Genomic DNA, 18,412 nt, shown 5'->3' on the forward strand with positions numbered 1-18,412 from the left:
AAGCTGCGAGCGGCCAGCACTGCCAACGAAACCGCGAACGCGAGCTTCAAAATAGAACCGACGCTCCCAAGGTATGATGCGGTTGTCGGGCTGCGCCGACGTTAGTGGTCCATGTTTTGGCCCGGGAAGGCTTGGCCCTTCGCCGCTGACGAGAATATCTTATGCTGGCCTGCTTGACCCTCTTCGGATGGTCGGTAGCATCCCGATCAGGATCATATCAACGGGATGGGCGAGCATGAGATGGGATGGCGAGCGCATCGGCCTGTCCGGGGTTCGGCGATCAATGGGCCGGATTGCGCGGGCGGTGGTGTACTGTGGGTGGTCGTGACGCTTTCGCTGGCGTCGGGGACTAGCGCGCAGACGCCGCCCCCTGCGGTGCCGTCCGCTCATGCCGGGGCGAAACTGCGGTCTGCCGCTCAGGCGGTGCCGACGCCTGCGGCCCGACCGTTGCAAAAGGCTGATGTTGATGCGTGGCTGGACGGATTCTTTCCGCCGCAGTTGCAGGCGGGCGACATTGCCGGCGCGGTGGTCATCGTCGTCAAGGATGGGCAGATGCTGACCCCACGCGGCTATGGCTATGCCGATGTGCAGGCTCGCCGACCGGTCGATCCGGCGACCACCATGTTCCGCGTCGGCTCGGAATCGAAGCTGTTCACCTGGACGGCGGTGTGGACGGCATGGCTGGCCTGGACGGCACCGCGCGGCTGGTTCGCGAAGCTATGGGCCACCCTGCTGGTCGCCGCGGCGGTAATGGCATGGTGGGGAGCGCTGGCCTTCCACCTAATCGGCTTCGGCCATGATTACTGAAAGGGGAACCGGAATGCGACGCCCATCTCTGCTGTCCGGAATCGCGGGGCTGCTGCTCGCCGCCGCCGCCCCGGCGACCAGCCCGACGCGCCCTGCGGATCTCGACGCCTTCCTGTCCTATGACTTCGCAAGCGATCTCACCGCGCCCGACAGCGGCGACCGGATCGCTTGGGTCGAATTGCATGACGGCGTGCGCAACCTATGGTTCGCGCAGGCGCCCGATTACCGACCGCGGCGGCTGACGAACGGCACCGCCGACGACGGTCAGGAACTCAGCGACCTCGGCTGGTCGCCCGACGGTCGGGTGCTCGCCTGGGAGCGCGGCGCGGTCGAGCATAACGGGTGGGCGAACGGCATGCCCGCCGCGAACCCGGCGTCCGCGGTGGTGCAGCCGCAAATGGAGATCTGGGTGTCCTCGGCGGGCGGCGTGCCGGTGAAGGTCGGCGAGGGGGAAAGCCCGGTCGTCTCGGCCGCAGGTCGCGTTGCCTTTATTAAAGACGGCCAGGCCTGGGTCGCCTCGTCGGAAGGACAGGGCAAGGCGGCGAAACTATTCTATGATCGCGGCAAGGTGGACAGCCTGGCTTGGTCGCCCGACGGCACCCGCTTGGCGTTCGTGACGCGCCGTGGCGATCACAGCTTCATCGGCTGTTACGGCGGCCCGGACCACCCAATCACCTGGTTGGCGCCAGCGACGGCCTACGACGATTCGCCGGTCTGGTCGCCGGATGGACGCAGGATCGCGTTCGCCCGTCGCATGGGCCTGCCCCAGGCGCTGCAATCGCCGCTGGTCGAGCGTCCCAATCCCTTCTCGCTTTGGGTGGCGACGGTGGCGAACGGCGATGCCCGCCAGGTGTGGCACAGCCCCGACACGATCAACGGCTCCTACCCCGCGGTGCCGGACGGCCTATTCCTGCAATGGGCCGCGAACGATCGCCTGACGTTCCGGGCGGAGATGGACGGCTGGCCGCACCTCTACTCCGTCCCGGCCCAGGGCGGCGAGGCGACCCTGCTCACCCCTGGCGCGTTCATGGTGGAGCATGTCGCGCTCACGCCGGACCGCCATACGCTGCTGTTCGACGCGAACGCCGGCACGAGCAAGGGCGATACGGATCGCCGCCATCTGTTCCGCGTCGCGGTCGATCATCCCGGGGCCGTCGCGCTGACGCCCGGCACTGGGCTGGAGTGGACGGCCGTTCCGCTCGGGGGTGGCAAGCTGGCCTATATCGCGGCGACGGTCGCCGTGCCGCCGCACGTGGTGCTGGCCAATGCGTCGGCGCGCACGTCGCGCGCACTGCTGCCAGCCGCCACCGACTTCCCTTCCGGCCGACTGATCGTTCCCAGCCCGGTCACGTTCACCGCCGCCGATGGCCAAGTCGTTCACGGCCAGCTGTTCATGGCGCCGAACGGACAGGCCAAGCGACCGGCCCTCGTCTTCGTCCACGGCGGCCCGTCGCGGCAAATGCTGCTCGGCTGGTCGTACATGGACTATTACACCCATGCCTATGCGATGAACCAGTATCTGGCGACACACGGCTATATCGTGCTGTCGATCAACTACCGGTTGGGCATCGGCTATGGCCGCGCTTTTCAACATCCCGACCACGCCGGCGCGGCCGGTAATGCGGAATATCAGGACGTGGTCGCCGGTGCCCGCTTCCTTCAGGCGTTGCCCGGGGTCGACGCCAACCGGCTGGGAATCTGGGGCGGCTCGTACGGTGGCCTGCTGACCGCGCAGGCGCTTGCGCGTAATAGCGACATCTTCAAGGCGGGAGTGGATTTCCACGGCGTACACGACTGGACGTTGACGCCCGGACAGGGCGCCCCACAGCGCTACGAGCAGGGCGACCATGCCGCCGCGAGCAAGATCGCATTTGAAAGCTCGCCGGAATTCGCGTTGCAGGGCTGGCGATCGCCGGTGCTGCTGATCCAAGGCGACGACGATCGCAACGTCCGCTTCGATCAGACCGTTGACCTCGCCCGCCGGCTGGCGGCGCAGGGAACGCCGTTCGAGGAAGTGATCCTGCCCAACGAAATCCACGGTTTCCTGCGCCATGATAGCTGGTTGCAGGCGGATAGCGCCGCCATCGACTTCCTCCACCGCAAGCTGAAACCCTAAACGCACCGCCTGGATAGCATCTCCTGTTTGAACTCCTTCGGGTGATCGCCATCGACGGTCCGGCGGTGCAGGTGAACAACGCCGCCTGCTGGACATAGAGGCGCGATCAGTACATAAGGATTGCGCGGATAAGAGACCTTCCGATTAGCTCCTTTTCGGGACCATTGATGTTGCCGTGATGCGCTTTGTTTCCTTCTTGCTTGCGCTGACGGCCTGCGCTTCGCCGCTCGCGGCGCAAGACCTGTCCGTTTATTCGGCGGAGGCCCTCGATGCCGAGCTGGCCAGGATGGCCACCGCGCGTGAGGGGGTGCTGGTGCCGATGCGCGACGGCGTCGGGCTCTCGACCGATATCTACACTCCGCGCGGTGCTGTCGGCCCGCTGCCGACGATCCTGTGGAAGACGCCTTATAACGAGCACCGGATGCGCGGCAGCACGCTGCGCTATGCGATCGAGGCGGTGCACCACGGCTATGTCTTCATACTCCAGAACGAGCGCGGACGCTATTTCTCGCAAGGCCGATACGAGATCCTCGGGCGACCGCAGACGGATGGCTACGATGCGCTGACCTGGATCGCCAAGCAGGGCTGGTCGAACGGCAAGGTCGGCACCCTGGGCTGTTCGTCCTCGGCGGAGTGGCAGCTCGCGCTTGCCGCGCAGAACCACCCCGCGCACGCGGCGATGGTCCCGATGTCGGCCGGCGCCGGGATCGGCAAGGTCGGCCGCTTCCAGGAACAGGGCAACTGGTACACCGGCGGAGTGCCGCGCACCTTGTTTATTCCGTGGCTCTACGGTGTCGACAACCCGCTGCGGGCAGAGCTTCCCGCCGGGATCGACGAGACGATGCGCGCGCACGTCGAGCAGTATAACGATCTCGCCGGCAACAAGCCCAAGGTGGACTGGACGCATCAGGTCCGCCATTTGCCGATCGATACGATGCTCACCGACCTGGGAGAGCCGCCGGCGACCTTCGAGCGTTTCGTCCACCGCACCCCCGCCGATCCGGCATGGCGGGAGGGCGGACTCTATCACGACGATATGGGCTGGGGAGTGCCGGCGCTATGGTTCGACGCCTGGTACGACGTGTCGATCGGTCCCAACCTGGAGCTTTTCAATCACGCGCGCACCGCCAACACCGATCGCGAGGCCAGCGCCCATCAATATGCCGTGATCGCGCCGGTCACCCATTGCGGCTATGCAAAGCTAGGCCCTCATACCGTGGTGGGTGAGCGCGACATGGGCGACACCAGCTTCGATGTCGACGGCACGATCTTCGCGTTCTTCGATCGCTGGCTGAAGGATGATCGCCGGGCATTTCCCGACAGCACGCCGCACGTGCGCTACTTCACGATGGGCGAAAATCGGTGGCAGGCCGGCGCGCAATGGCCGCCGGCGGGTGCCGCGCCGATGCGGCTCTATCTGCGAAGCGGTGGCCATGCGAACAGTCTTTATGGCGACGGTCGGCTAGATGCTGCGGCGCCTCCTACCGGCGAGCAGGTCGACCGCTTCCGCTACGATCCGCTGAACCCGGTACAGACATTGGGCGGCGCCGACTGCTGCAACGGCGGGCTGGTCGTGCCCGGCCCGGTCGACCAGCGACCGGTCGAGGCGCGGAGCGACGTGCTCGTCTATTCGACCGAGCCGCTCGACAAGCCGGTCGAGGTGTCGGGCTTCGTTAATGCGGTGCTGAAGGTGTCGTCGAAGGCCAAAGACACCGATTTCGCGGTGAAGCTGGTCGACGTCGCCCCCGATGGAACCGCTTGGATCATCGGCGACACGATCCTGCGCGGGCGCTATCGCGATGGTTTCGACCATCCGCGGATGATGGAACCGGGCCAAATTTATACGCTGAAGCCGACGCCCATCGCCACCAGCATCCGCTTCGGCACCGGTCACCGTATCCGCGTCGAGATCACTTCGTCCGACTTCCCGAAATTCGAGCGCAACCTCAACACCGGCGGCGACAACGAGCGCGGGACCGATACCCTGGTGGCGGACAATGCCGTCCACCATGCCGGCGGCGACGCTTCGTACATCGAGCTGCCGGTGGTGCGCTGAATTGGAGCGATCCTGCCCGGAGCGCCGATGGCATCGGCGCTCCGGGCAGGATCGGCGCGCGAGCACTCAGTCGCCCGCCACGACCGGCAGGACAATGCGCGATGCGCGGTCGGGCGAGGCATAGATTTTCTGTGTCGCGCTGACGAAGTCGCCCGCTTTGGCGGTGTAGATGCTGGGGGTGAAGGTCTGCGGGTTGCGGTCGATCAACGGGAACCAGGTCGACTGGATCTGCACCATGATCCGGTGGCCCTTCTGAAAAACGTGGTCGTGGTCGCGGAGCGGCACGTCCCACCGCCGCGGCACGTTCGGCCGGAGCGCGGCGGGATGCTCGTAGCTGTCGAGATAGCGCCCGCGCCGCACCTCCATCGCGATCGGCAGCTCGTAGCCGTTGGGGCTGTGCGCGAACTGTCCGGGCGCCGGTCCCTCTGCGGCGCCCCACTCCGGCTTGCGCGCGTCGTCCGGATAGATGTCGATCAGCTTGACGATGAAGTCGCCGTCGGTGCCCGAGGTCGACGCAAACAGCTCGGCCGACAGCGCGCCGCTGACCGTCAGGTCATGGTCGAGCGGTGCGCTCGTGAAGCTCAGCACGTCGGGCCGGTGATCGACGAAGCGCTGGTCGGCGGATTCCCAGGTACGCCAGTCGCCGCGCGGATAGGTCGGTGAGATCGGTCGCTGGCGATAGGGAACGGGATTGGCTGGATCGGACACATAATCGCGGTGCGCGTCGCGTTCCGATGCGCCCGGTGCGGCGAAGTCCAGCCTGCCATCGGCATGGAGATAAAGACTGACCGGCCTCGCCCCGGTGGGCGGCCACGACGCATAGCGCTTCCAGACGTTCGATCCGGTCTGGAAGGTGGTCGCCTGCCAGGCGGGCTTGGTGCCGGTGCCGTGCAGCCAATAGGCGAAGTAAGGAGCCTCGATCGTCTGGCGGAACGTCAGGCTCGTATCCTGGCTTAGCGCGATGTCGCCCAGCGTCGAGACCGAACCGTGCCAGCCGCCGTGATACCACGGACCGGCGACCATCAGGTCGGTGCGGTCGGGGTCATGCTCCTGCGCGTGGCGAAAGATCTGCCACGGACCCCACGGGTCTTCCTGGTCCCAAAAGCCGGCGACGTTGAGATTGGGCACCGTCGAGCCGTGGATCATCTTCGCCCATGACTGGCCTTGCCAGAACGCATCATAGTCGGGATGCGCGACGGTCTGGTTCCAGAACGGGATACTGCCGTGCAGGACCTGATCGTTGATGTTCGCGACGGGACCCTTGGCCAGATACCATTCATACGTGTCCCACGTGTCGAACGCGAAATGAGTGTTGGCGGTCTTGCTTGCCTCTTCGAGGACGGCATATTCCATCGCATAACTGAGGCGCAGAGCGCCGAAGCGGTGATAATCGTCGTTCATGAACCAGTCGGCGGGAGACGCCTGCTCACTGACCGCCTTGAGCGCCGGGTGGGGCCCGAGCAGCGTCGCGGCCGCGGTGTAGCCGTCGTAGGACACACCGAACATGCCGACCCGACCATTGTTGCCGGGGACGTTCTTCACCAGCCAGCCGACCGTGTCATAGGCGTCGCGTGTCTCGATCGTGCCCTTGCCCGGATCGACGTGGAAATCGCCCGACAGACTGAAGCTGCCTTCCGACTTAAAGCGGCCGCGGATGTTCTGGATCACGAAGATGTAGCCGTCGGCGGCCAGCGCCTGCAACGCTTCCGGCATCGCCGCATAAGGCTTGTCGGGGACGCCGTAGGGGGTTCGACGGAGCAGGATCGGCAGCGGCCCGTGCGCGTCGGTCGGGGTCAGGATCACCGTCTGGAGCCGGACGCCGTCACGCATCGGCACCATAACCTCTTGGTAAGTAAAGATCGGCTTCGCCGTGCTGGCCGCTGCCTGCCGTGGCGCCCGCGCCGCCGCTAACCCGTGGGCGAACGTGGTGGGAACGAACAGGACCGGTCCGATCAAGACTGCCGCCGCCCCTAGCAACCGCAATTTCTTCATGGAATTCCCCTCGTGGAACCAGGACAGTAATTGCAACATCCAGCCGAGAACGGCAAGTTGGCGCGGTGCCAGGACCGGACGCGGTCCGAGTGCTGCGGCAGAAGATCATCATAGGTGGCAGGGTGACGCTCATGCTAAACTTGGCGGCGCCGCTGGTGCGGAGATTGATCGGGCTGTCTGGGTTGGCGGCGACGATCGCGTCGGGCACCACCGAGCCGGCGCGCGAACAATCGCGATCGATGGCGATGACGCCGTACGGCATCGTCGCGACCAGCCAGGCGGCGGCCTCGCAGGCAGGCGTCGCGGTACTCGAGCGGGGCGGCAACGCGGTCGATGCGGCGATCGCCGCCAATGCCGCGCTGGGCGTGGCCGAGCCGATGGTGAACGGCATCGGCGGTGACCTGTTCGCGATCGTCTACATCGCCAGGACCAAGCAGCTATATGGCCTGAACGCGAGCGGCTGGGCGCCTGCCGCGCTCAGCGCCGAGACACTCAGCGCCAAAGGCATCACACGGCTGCGTCCGATCGACCAGGTGACGGTGCCCGGCACCGTCGCCGGCTGGGATGCGCTGTCGAAACGCTGGGGGAAGCTGTCGCTGGCGGACGACCTGTCGCCGGCGATCGCGCTGGCCGAACGGGGGATCGGCGTGGCGGAGACGAACGCGGAGAACTGGGCGCTGTACGGGCTGCCGCACGCCGGCGATCCCGCCTTCGCACGGACTTTCCTGCCCGGTGGCCGGGCACCCGCGGCAGGGGACCTGTTCCGCAATCCCGATCTCGCGCGCTCGCTCCGCCGGGTCGGCGAGCGCGGGCGCGACGGCTTCTACCGCGGGCCGACCGCCGACGCGATCCTCGCCCTCGAGCGACGGCTGGGCGGTTTCATGGTGGCCGACGATCTGACGAGCTTCCGGCCCGAATGGGTGGTGCCGGTCAGCACCACTTATCACCGCTGGAAGGTCTACGAGTTACCGCCGAACGGCCAAGGCATCGCCGCGCTGTCGATGCTCAACATCATGGAAAACTTTCCGATCGCGCGCTGGGGCCACAACAGCCGCGAGGCGCTGCATGTAGAGATCGAGGCCAAGAAACTCGCCTATGCCGACCTACAGCACTATATCGGTGATCCGCGCGTCGCGCCGATCCCGACGGCGGCGTTGATCTCCAAGGTGCTGGCGCGGCAGCGCGCCGCGCTCATCGGCCCGCGCGCATCATGCCGGGTGCTGCCCTCGGACCTGCACCAGGCGCTCGAGCATCAATCAAGCGACACGACCTATCTCTCGTTGGTCGATCGCGACGGCAACGAGGTGTCGCTGATCCAGAGCAACTCGGGCGGCTTCGGCGGCGGGCTGGTAGCCGACGGCACCGGCTTTCCGCTGCACAATCGCGGGCTCGGTTTCACGCTGGAACCCGGTCATCCCAACACGCTGCGCCCGCGCACCCGGCCGCTCCACACCATCATTCCTGGGTTCATGGAGAAGGATGGGCACCATATCGCGTTCGGGATCATGGGCGGCTTCAACCAGGCGCAGGCGCACGCCCAGTTCGTCTCCAACGTCGCTGATTTCGGCATGAACATCCAAGCCGCGCTGGAAGCGGCGCGGTTCACCAAACTCGGCTTCGACGGCTGCGACGTCTGGATGGAGAACGGCATTGCCGCCGATGTCGTCACCGGCCTACGTACGCAAGGCCACGACATTAAGGTCTGGCCGCGCTATTATCAGGCAATGGGCCGCGGCAATGCGGTGGAGACGCGCGACGGCTTCGCCGTCCACTATGGCGCAACCGACCCGCGCGCCGATGGCGAGGCAATCCCCGAGCAGCCTCCCGTGCGATAGGCGTCCAAGCTCATCCGCCTCAGTTTCCTGTTCTTTGGATTAGAATCTGATCCGCGGGTCGGTGTCGGAGCGACAGCGGTTAAGAATGCTCATGGCACGTCGGGCATGCGCCGCAGCCGTTTCTCGAAACATCTGCAGAGCACCTAGCCGACGCGACCTCGTCCCGCGCCCGAACAAGCTATCCAACGATCACGGGCCGCCGAGGAACCCTGCGAACGAGCTGATCGGCTTGCTTCCCATTCTAATCCACCCAGACCCGGGTGAAGCGGTCGCCGAGCGATGTGAGCAGCTCGTACTGGGACCTGTCTGATAACCGGCTCACGACCGGCAACGAGAATGCCAGCGCCAGCCAGTCTCCTTCATGGACGTCGGGAGCTGCCGAGACGTCGACAGCCAGGAGATCCATCGACACGCGACCGATCACTGGCAGGTCGACGCCATCAAGCCTTGCGATCCCGCGCCCAGAAAGGGAGCGTGGGTACCCGTCCGCGTAACCGATGTTCAGAATCGCGATCTCCGTTGGGGCGGTCGCGACCCAAATCGCGTTATACCCTACCGACGATCCGACCGATACCCGTCTGCGTTGCAGCACCTCGGCCTGTAGCGATACCACCGGTTTGATCAGGTCGTCGAACTCAGGCCGCGGCACGCCACCATAAAGGGCAATGCCAGGTCGCGTGAGGTCGAAGCGATATGCCTCCCCCAACGCGATCCCGGCCGAGTTCGCAAGGCTCATCCGCTTCGCCGCTACTCGGCTGGCGAGCTCGACAAGTTCAAGACGCTGCCGCTCGTTGTGAGCCGAGTCCTCGTCGGCTGCGATCAGATGGCTCATCAGCGTCTCCACCGCGAGTCCGTCGAGCAGCCCATCGGCGACTTGCTCACGCGAGACTCCGAGGCGGTTAAAGCCCGTATCGACCATGACGTCGCATGCTCCGCCGCCGACCTCGCGCCAGCGCATGATTTGGGCGGCGGTGTTGAGCACCGGTCGAGCCTCGATCTCGCGCGCCGAGGGGAGATCCTCCGCGCGGACGCCATGTAGAACGGAGAGCGACGCGCCCGAGCCCCGGATCAGGTGATCGACATGAGCGGCCTCCGCCCATGTCGTCACGAAGAAGTCGCGGCAGCCGGCAGCGAGCAGATGGCCGATGACCTGCAACGACCCGAGCCCATATCCGTTTGCCTTCACCGCGGCACCGCACGCCGCACGCCCGCTCATCCTGGCCAGCGTCGACCAGTTCGCGCAAAGAGCATGCGCATCGAGCCGAAGGCGAAGCGCCGTCCCGCGGGCAAGCTCGGTCGTGAGGATTGCGTCATTTGCGAACATGGCCAGCCTTCCCGTCAGGAGCCCGGCAACCCCGCGATTCCGTCACGCGCGAACTCCGCCGTGCAATCCAACGGCACCCAGCCTCAGAAAGCAAATCGAGCGCGTCCGAGGTCACCTGATGTCCAACGCCTCCGCCCGACATCTCAGCGCTGAACCGCTTCCAGCAATCGCTCGACGACCCGCCCCATGCCGTCGACCACCGGATCCTGGCACGGCAGACCAAGCGCGGCCTCCACATCGTCGCACGCGCGTCGTGCGCTGTCGCGGTCAAGCGCGGACGTGTTGAGCGCCACGCCGACCGCGACCGCGCCCGGGCTGGTCAGCCACGCCGCCTCCAGATTGCGCTCCAGACATCGCGCAAGATCGGGCACCGGGAAGCCGGGCGCATGGCGCATACGCGTTCGCCCCGCCTCGTGGCAGAGCACCAGCGCGTCCGGCTGCGCGCCATGGAGAAGGCCGAGCGACACGCCCGCGAACCCGGGATGAAACAGCGACCCCTGCCCCTCGATCAGGTCCCATCCCCCGTCGTCGCGCGCGGGTGACAGCCGCTCGACCGCGCCAGAGATAAAATCGGCGACCACTGCGTCGACCGGCATCCCCTCCCCCGCGATCAGGATCCCGGTCTGCCCCGTGGCGCGGAAGTCGGCCGCCAGCCCGCGCCCGCGCAACTCGCGCTCGAGGCTCAGCGCGGTGTACATCTTGCCCACCGCGCAATCGGTGCCGACGGTGAGCAGCCGCTTTCCCACGCGCCTCGCCCCCGTGCCGACCGGCAGATTGGCGGGCGGCTCGCGCACGTCCCACAGCCGCCGGTCACGCGCGGCCGCGGCGGACGCGATGCGCGGCTGTGCGGCAAGGCGCTGGTGCAGCCCGCTTGCAACATCGAGCCCCGCTTCGAGCGCGGCGACGATGTCGTCGACCATGCGCCCGCTCATCACGCCGCCGGCATTGGCGACGCCGATCACCAAGGTGCGCGTGCCCCGCGCGACCGCTTCGGCGAACGACAGCTCGGGAAAGCCGAGCGACACCGTTGCCGGGCTGCTTCGCATTTGCCCGAGCGCGAGCTGCGGCCGCCAGTGCGCGATCCCGCGCCCGGTCTTCGCCGACAACGGATCGGTCGCCTCACCCAGGTACAAAAGATAAGGAGCTTCGATCACACCGCCTCGCTCGTTGACCCGTCCCGGATAAGCCAATAGCCTTCCGATCGGGATGAGCATAGTGGCGTTACGCCGGAGGGGGTTTCCATGACGATCCGCACCACGGGCGCGCTCGCATCCTTGCTGATGATGTTCGCCGCACCCGCAAGCGCGGCCCCGGACTATGGCGCGCGCGTGGAGCGCGTGCTGAAAGCGACCCCGCTGATCGACGGGCACAACGACTGGGCGGAGGCGCTGCGCGGGCACGAAGGTGGACGCCGATGGACCGCCGACCTCCGCGAGCTCGACGGCAGGCCCGGCTCCTATAACACCGACATCGCCCGGTTGCGCCGCGGCGGCGTCGGAGGGCAATTCTGGTCGGTCTACGTGTCCCCCGACCTGCCCGGGCTCGAGCAGATCAAGCAGACGCTCGAGCAGATCGATCTCGTCCGCGTCACCGCGGCGCGATACCCGGACGTGTTCGAGATGGCGCGCACCGCCGCCGATGTCCGCCGCATCCATCGCGCGGGCAAGATCGCCTCGCTGATCGGGGTCGAGGGCGGCGGTCAGATCGACAACAGCCTGTCGGTGCTTCGCGCCTATCACGAGCTCGGCGCGGGCTATCTGACGCTGACTCATGCGCGCACGATCGAATGGGCCGACTCGGCGACCGACAACCCTCAGCATAACGGGTTGACCCCGTTCGGCGAGGCGGTGGTGCTTGAACTGAACCGACTTGGAATGCTGGTCGATCTGGCGCACGTCAGCGAGGCGACGATGCGCGCCGCGATCCGGGTGTCCCGGGCGCCGGTGGTCTTCTCGCATTCAAGCGCGCGGGCGCTCGTCGACCACCCGCGCAACGTGCCCGACGACGTGCTGCGGCTCGTGACGGAGAACGGCGGGGTGGTGATGGTCAACTATGCGCCGCCCTATGTCTCGGACGCATACCGCCGCTGGTCGGCAGATCTAGCCGCCGAGCAGACCCGGCTCAACGCTCCACCGCTCGGCGGCCTCCTAATCGGCCAGCCGGACAAGGCCGCCGCCGCGATCACCGAATGGAAGCGCCAGCACCCGATGCCGCGCGTCACGCTGGCCCAAGTCGCCGATCACATCGAGTATGTCGCCAAGGTCGCGGGCGTGGACCATGTCGGCATCGGCTCGGATTTCGACGGCGTCGGCGGGCAGCTGCCCGAGGGGCTGGAGGACGTGTCCACCTATCCCGCGTTGCTGGCCGAACTGATGCGGCGGGGCTGGAGCGACGCGGACTGCCGCAAGCTCGCCGGCGAGAACGTGCTGCGCGTGATGGCGCGGGCCGAGCAGGTTGCGGCCTCGATGCGGGGCGAACTGCCCCGCACGGACGTGGTCCCGCCGGTCTTGCCGCACTCGTCCTGAGCATCGGCGGTTGCGCGATATCGGGCGTTGACCAAGTTTCCGATTGGGCCATAACTGCCGGATCGAGACACTGGGGTGGAAGGGAGCGGAGCCATGCTGCGTCATCGTTGGGCAGGTGCTATGATCGCCGCCATGCTGCTGCCGCTCGCGCCATCGGTCGCGCAGCCCACGCGCGCGGACTTCTCGATCGAGCAGGTGCTGTCCGCCCCCTACCCCACCAGCCTGACGGCCGCGCCGGTCGGCGAACGGGCCGCGTGGACGTTCAACGATCGCGGCGTGCGTAACGTCTGGGTGGCCGACGCCACGAACGCCATCCACGCGCGGGCGATCACCGCGTTCACGCAGGACGACGGCAACGACATCGGCGACCTCGCATGGTCTCCCGACGCGGGAAGCATCGCGTTTACGCGCGGCCAGACGCTCGAAAGCGACATCCCGGCCAACGTCGCCGATGCTCCAGAAGGGCCGCTCGGTCGCGCGATATGGATCGTCGCCGCCGCCGGCGGGGAGCCGCGCAAGCTCGGCAACGGACATTCGCCCAGCTTCTCGCCCGACGGCGGCCAGCTGATCTTCCTGGATAAGAAGCAGATCCTGGCCGTCGATCCGCGCGTCGGGGCCGCCCCGCGCCCGTTGCTGACCGACCTCGGCACGGTCGGCTCGGCGACGTGGTCGCCCGACGGTCGCCGGATCGCGTTCGTCAGCCGCCGGGTCGGCCATTCGCTCGTCGGCCTGTATGATCGCACCGCGAAAACGATCACCTGGCTGGCACCGAGCTTCGACCTCGATTCCAACCCGGTCTTCTCGCCCGACGGATCGCACGTCGCGTTCGTCCGCGCGGCGACAGACAAGCCCAGCCCGTTCACCAGCCACCGCGTCGCCACGACTCCGTGGTCGATCTGGGTTGCGGACGCGAGCACGGGCGAGGGCCGCCAAGTGTGGAGCGCCGATCACGGCACGGGCAGTGTTTGGCATCCGACCTTGTCGGAGAACAGCCTGCTGTGGACTGCGGGCGGCCAGCTCGTGTTTCCGTGGGAGAAGACCGGTTGGCTGCTGCCCTATGCGGTCGCCGCTTCCGGCGGAGCCACGCGCCCGCTCGCGTCCGGCGCGTTCGAGACGGCGTACCTGGCGATCGCTCCCGATCGTCGGCGCATCGTGTTCGCCAGCAATCAGGACGACGTCGACCGCCTGCACCTTTGGACGGTCGACCCGGTACGCGGCGCGCCCACACGCCTCGCCAGCACGGACGGGGTCGAGGCGTTCCCGGAGATCGCGGCCGACGGCACGGTGTTCGCGCTGCGCGGCACCGGAACGCGGCAGCTCGCCCCGGTCGTGTTCCGTCGTGACGCGTGGCTGCCGCTCGCGCCGGCAGCGGTACCGACGACGTTTCCGACGACACAGCTCGCCACTCCGGAGTCGGTCAGCTTCCCCGCCAAGGACGGGCAGCTCGTCCATGGCCAGCTGTTCCTGCCGCGCAACGCATCGGGCCGGCACCCGACCGTGATTTTCTTTCATGGCGGTCCGCCCCGGCAGATGCTGGCCGGGTTCCATTACATGGAGTTCTACAGCGGCGCGTACGGCTTCAACGAGTATCTGGCGTCGAAGGGCTACGTCGTGCTCTCGGTCAACTACCGCGGCGGCATCGGCTATGGGCTGAACTATCGCGAGGCGAACGACTTCGGCGCTGGCGGCGGCAGCGAGGTCAACGACATCTTCGGCGCGCTGACCTATCTGCGGAACCGTTCGGATGTGGACGCGAAGCGGATCGGCGTCTGGGGCGGCAGCTATGGCGGGTTGATGACCGCGCTGGCGCTGGCGCGGGCGTCGGATCAGGTCGCAGTCGGCGTCGACTACGCGGGCGTCTACGACTGGGGTGGCCTGCTCGAGCAGTATGGCGCGGCGCTGTCGGACCGCGATGCGGTCAAGCGCGCCCGCGCGTCGTCGCCGATCGCCACGGTCGACCGGTGGCGATCACCGGTGCTGGTCGTCCACGCCGACGACGACCGCAACGTGGCTTTCTCGCAATCGACGCAGCTTGTTCAGGATCTGCGCGCGCATGGGGTCGAGTATCAGACGATCGTGATCCCGAACGAGGTTCACGACCTCAACCGGTATTCCTCCTGGCTGACGCTGTTCCACGCCACCGACGACTATCTCGATAAACATCTGAACGCGCCCGCGCGTCGATCTGGGCAATAAGCAGTAAGGAGCCGAGATGATCGATTCGAAGCAGGTCGGCGTCGGCGCGCCTGTCGGCGCGGCCGCGCTGCCAACCCCGTACATATTATTCGTAGGCGACGTCACCGAGCCCGGCTATGCCAAGACCGCGTTCGGCTTGCGCGACTGGGCGGGCGACAGATGCGTCGGCGAGGCGGCGTGCGCGCCCGATTCGGTCGCCACGGGCCTGCCCCGTATGATACCCGCCGAGGCGGCCTCCAAGGGCGCGCGCGCGCTGGTTATTGCGGTGGCCAACTCCGGCGGCTTCATTCCGCCGACCTGGCGCGCGACGCTGGTGGAGGCGTTGGAGGCTGGACTTGACCTGGTCAGCGGGATGCATGTGCGCCTCGCCGAAGTGCCCGGCCTAGCTGATACGGCGGCGCGACTCGGTCGACGACTGATCGACGTTCGCGTGCCGCCCGTCGGCATACCCGTCGCCACCGGGCGCAAGCGCACCGGCAGGCGGCTGCTCACCGTCGGCACGGATTGCGCGCTGGGCAAGAAGTACACCGCGCTCGCGTTGGCTAACGCCTTCGCCGCGCGCGATGTGGACGTCCACTTCCGCGCCACCGGGCAGACCGGGATCATGATCGCGGGCGGCGGCATTCCGATGGACGCGGTCGTCTCCGACTTCGAGGCCGGCGCGGCAGAGATGCTGTCCCCCAACGCCGCGCCCGATCATTGGGACGTGATCGAGGGTCAGGGATCGCTGATGCACCCCGCCTATGCCGCGGTTTCCCTGGGATTGCTGCACGGCAGCCAACCCGATGTGTTCGTGGTGTGTCACGAGCCGGGGCGTCGCGAAATGCTGGGAATGCCCGGCTATGCGGTGCCGACGGTGGAAGAGGTGATCGAGCTGACGCTGCTGCTCGGCCGCCGCACCAATCCGCAGATCCGTTGCGGCGGAGTATCGTACAACACCGGCGCGCTAAACGAAGCGGAAGCGATGCGGGTGATGGCGGCGGACGGCGAGCGGCTGCGTCTGCCCGTAGCCGATCCGATGCGCCCAGGCCCCGCATTCGATAGGCTGGTGGACGCCTGCTTGGCATGACCGCGCCCCTCCCCCACCCTGTTTAGGAGTTGAACTATGAAACGGCTCATCGCTCTCACTCTCGCCTGCGTGTCGCTCCCGTCCATGGCGCAGGCGCAGACGCCCGCCGCGGCGGACATGCCCGGCAAGACGGGGGCTGGCGTCACCTATGTTCAGCCCAAAAGCTGGACGGCGGTGACACGCGGACCCGCGACGGTGTTCACCGCTCCCGAAGCCGACCTCGCCGTCGCGTTCGTGGAAGTGGGCTCGGCGGCAACCGCGCAAGCCGCCGTCGACCGCGCTTGGTCGCTCTACCGCGCGGGGGCCAGCCCCGTGCAACGGCTCGCCAGCCCGGAAGCACCGCGCTCCGGCTGGGAGGAGCGGGTCGCGTTTGCCTATGAAACCCCGCCCAACGCCAAGGCAGTCGCGTCCGCGCTGGCGATGCGCAAGGGGACGGGCTGGACGGTGATGATCGTCGACGGCGCGCAGCGGACGGCGGACAAGCGGCAGGCCGCCATCTCGCTGCTCGGGCAGACAGTTCGCCCAGCGGGCTATCAGCGCGAGAACTTCGCCGGGCGCGCCGCGCATCGGCTGACCCCCGAGCGGGTCGCGCTGATGCGCGCATTCGTCGAGCAATCCTTGCGCGAGCTCGAAGTGCCGGGCGCGGGCGTGGCGCTGATCGATGGCGGCAAGGTGGTGTGGCAGGGTGGCGTCGGCGTCAAGCGGCTGGGCTCGGCCGAGCCCGTCACCGCGCATTCCAAGTTCATGATCGCGTCCAACACCAAGGGCATGTCGACGCTGCTGCTGGCGACGCTGGCCGACCAGGGAAAGCTGCGCTGGGACCAGCCGGTGACGAAGCTCTACCCCGCGTTCCGGCTGGGCGACGACGCGACCACCCGCGCGACGCTGGTGCGCCATCTGGTGTGCGCCTGCACCGGCCTGCCGCGCAAGGACTTCGCCTTTATTCTCGCCTCGCCTGACACGCCCGCGATCGACACGTTCCGCCAACTCGCCGCGACGCAGCCGACGAGCCGATTCGGCGAGATCTTCCAATACAACAACCTGATGGCCTCCGCTGCGGGCTACCTGGGCGGGCATCTGCTCCATCCAACCATGGAACTCGGGGCAGCCTATGACCGCGCGATGCAGGAGCGCATCTTCGGGCCGATGGGGATGCGTGACACGAGCTTCACCAACGCCAACGCGATGACCGGCGACTGGGCGCGCCCCTATGGGCGCGACGTGGATGGCCGCGTGGTGGAACTGGCGAACAGCTTCAACGACACAATCCGCCCTTATCGCCCCGCAGGCGGCGCCTGGTCGAGCGCGGCGGACATGGCGCGCTACGTCCAGCTCGAGCTGGGCAAGGGGATGCTCCCCGAGGGGAAGCGGATCGTGTCGGAAGAGAATATCCTCGAACGGCGCAAGCCCGGCGTGCTGGTCGGCGAGGACAAATATTACGGCATGGGCCTGTTCAACGAGACCGATTGGGGCGTGAACGTGGTCGATCACGGCGGCACGTTGCAGGGTTACCGCAGCAATTTCTATGTGCTCCCCGACGCGGGGATTGGCGCGGTGCTGCTAACCAACGCCGATGACGGTGCCGCGCTGACGGCCCCGTTCCTGCGCCGCCTGCTGGAGGTGGTGTATGACGGCCAGCCCGAGGCGGCGGCGGAAGTGAGCGCGGCGGCGGCGCGCGCCAAGGCGTCCGCCCGGGCGCGGCGGGCGCGGCTGACCTGGCCCGGCGATCCGGCGGTGCTGGCCAACCTCGCGGCCCGCTACCGCGAGCCGGAGATCGGCGAACTGACGATCCGCAAGCAGGATGGTCGGACCTGGATCAAGGCGGGCTCGATCGATTCGCCGCTCGCCACCCGCGTCAACGCCGATGGCAGCGTGTCGGTGGTGACGGCGGGCCCCGGCGCGATTGGGATGGAGGCGGTGGTCGGCGGCACGCCCGGCGCGCGCACCCTGACGATCCGCGACAGCCAGCATGAGTATGTCTATACCGAGGTGAGCTGAGCCGGACTCCCGTATCTGCCGTCGCCCCGGGCCTCGCTCCTCCATTGCGGGAAAATGGAGGCGGGACCCCGGCTTGAGGCGGAAAGACGAACCGGCCGCTATTCATCCGAGGGCGCTTTCGGCCCCGCCGCACCCGCGTCGAGGTGGTTCCAGTTCAGCAGCACATTGAACCGGGGGCGATAGCTGCCCTGCGTCTGCCATCGCCAGAACGAGCGCAGCGCGTAGAGCACCATGCATGTGGCCCCGCTCGAGCGACATATCGGCCAGAAGCGGGAGCGGTGAGAGAAGGCCCAAAAACGTACGGTAAGGCCTGCTGTCGGTTCAGGCGATGCGAGGCGCTCTGCACCGTTTGCGAGGTTTCTCCACCTCACTCCGGATAAGAACGCCAGTCAGATCGCTGGGCGAGCAGATCGTCCAGCACCTCGATTCTGGTAAAGCGGAGGTGCCGTACGGCACCGACGAGATGACCGCGTTCCAGAGCCACCGGTCGAACC

General features: G+C 67.3%; 12 protein-coding genes. 8 read left to right on the forward strand and 4 right to left on the reverse strand.

The features are described 5' to 3' along the window. The first annotated feature begins 225 nt into the window (after positions 1-225). The 3 genes from L8H00_RS18990 (at position 226) to L8H00_RS13075 (ending at position 4,979) form a co-directional block, all read left to right on the forward strand. Entirely contained in the window at positions 226-807 is a 582-nt protein-coding gene (locus L8H00_RS18990) for a serine hydrolase domain-containing protein (protein WP_347340732.1), read from the forward strand. A 13-nt stretch (positions 808-820) separates the two neighbouring features. After that, entirely contained in the window at positions 821-2,923 is a 2,103-nt protein-coding gene (locus tag L8H00_RS13070) for a prolyl oligopeptidase family serine peptidase (protein ID WP_242097739.1), read from the forward strand. A gap of 178 nt (positions 2,924-3,101) precedes the next feature. Then, positions 3,102-4,979, forward strand: a complete 1,878-nt coding sequence (locus L8H00_RS13075) for a CocE/NonD family hydrolase (RefSeq protein ID WP_242097740.1) — start codon at positions 3,102-3,104, stop codon at positions 4,977-4,979. Positions 4,980-5,045: 66 nt separating this feature from the next. On the opposite strand, the gene L8H00_RS13080 is transcribed toward L8H00_RS13075, so the two are convergent. Continuing rightward, positions 5,046-6,818: a CocE/NonD family hydrolase gene (locus L8H00_RS13080; protein ID WP_242097741.1), complete on the reverse strand. Its 1,773-nt coding sequence runs from the start codon at positions 6,816-6,818 to the stop codon at positions 5,046-5,048. A 284-nt stretch (positions 6,819-7,102) separates the two neighbouring features. Between L8H00_RS13080 and L8H00_RS13085 the strand changes: the two genes are divergently transcribed. After that, a complete protein-coding gene (locus tag L8H00_RS13085) occupies positions 7,103-8,806 on the forward strand; it encodes a gamma-glutamyltransferase family protein (protein WP_242097742.1) in 1,704 nt (567 codons plus the stop codon). A gap of 241 nt (positions 8,807-9,047) precedes the next feature. Here the strand turns inward: L8H00_RS13085 and alr are convergent, their stop codons facing one another. Both alr and dgcN read right to left on the reverse strand, forming a co-directional pair. Next, positions 9,048-10,130 carry an alanine racemase gene (gene alr / locus L8H00_RS13090; protein ID WP_242097743.1) on the reverse strand — a complete coding sequence of 361 codons (1,083 nt, stop codon included), beginning with the start codon at positions 10,128-10,130 and terminating at the stop codon, positions 9,048-9,050. A 143-nt stretch (positions 10,131-10,273) separates the two neighbouring features. Next, positions 10,274-11,284 (reverse strand): N-acetyltransferase DgcN, encoded by a 1,011-nt coding sequence (gene dgcN / locus L8H00_RS13095; protein ID WP_242097744.1) that lies wholly within the window; start codon positions 11,282-11,284, stop codon positions 10,274-10,276. Positions 11,285-11,371: 87 nt separating this feature from the next. On the opposite strand from dgcN, the gene L8H00_RS13100 reads away from it, so the two are divergent. The 4 genes from L8H00_RS13100 to L8H00_RS13115 all read left to right on the forward strand — a co-directional run bounded on the left by L8H00_RS13100 (position 11,372) and on the right by L8H00_RS13115 (position 17,918). Further along, complete coding sequence (locus tag L8H00_RS13100) at positions 11,372-12,655, forward strand: dipeptidase (protein ID WP_242097745.1); 1,284 nt, start codon at positions 11,372-11,374, stop codon at positions 12,653-12,655. A gap of 93 nt (positions 12,656-12,748) precedes the next feature. After that, a complete protein-coding gene (locus L8H00_RS13105; RefSeq protein WP_242097746.1) occupies positions 12,749-14,851 on the forward strand; it encodes a prolyl oligopeptidase family serine peptidase in 2,103 nt (700 codons plus the stop codon). A gap of 16 nt (positions 14,852-14,867) precedes the next feature. After that, positions 14,868-15,920 carry a DUF1611 domain-containing protein gene (locus L8H00_RS13110; RefSeq protein WP_242097747.1) on the forward strand — a complete coding sequence of 351 codons (1,053 nt, stop codon included), beginning with the start codon at positions 14,868-14,870 and terminating at the stop codon, positions 15,918-15,920. Positions 15,921-15,956: 36 nt separating this feature from the next. After that, the gene (locus L8H00_RS13115; RefSeq protein WP_242097748.1) at positions 15,957-17,918 is read left to right on the forward strand and encodes a serine hydrolase domain-containing protein; all 1,962 of its coding nucleotides are present in this window, start codon (positions 15,957-15,959) and stop codon (positions 17,916-17,918) included. Between the two features lie 98 nt (positions 17,919-18,016). Here the strand turns inward: L8H00_RS13115 and L8H00_RS18880 are convergent, their stop codons facing one another. Beyond that, positions 18,017-18,151 carry a hypothetical protein gene (locus L8H00_RS18880; RefSeq protein WP_277924432.1) on the reverse strand — a complete coding sequence of 45 codons (135 nt, stop codon included), beginning with the start codon at positions 18,149-18,151 and terminating at the stop codon, positions 18,017-18,019. Positions 18,152-18,412 lie beyond the last annotated feature (261 nt).

Source organism: Sphingomonas sp. CROZ-RG-20F-R02-07 (assembly GCF_022662335.1).
Classification (GTDB): domain Bacteria; phylum Pseudomonadota; class Alphaproteobacteria; order Sphingomonadales; family Sphingomonadaceae; genus Sphingomonas.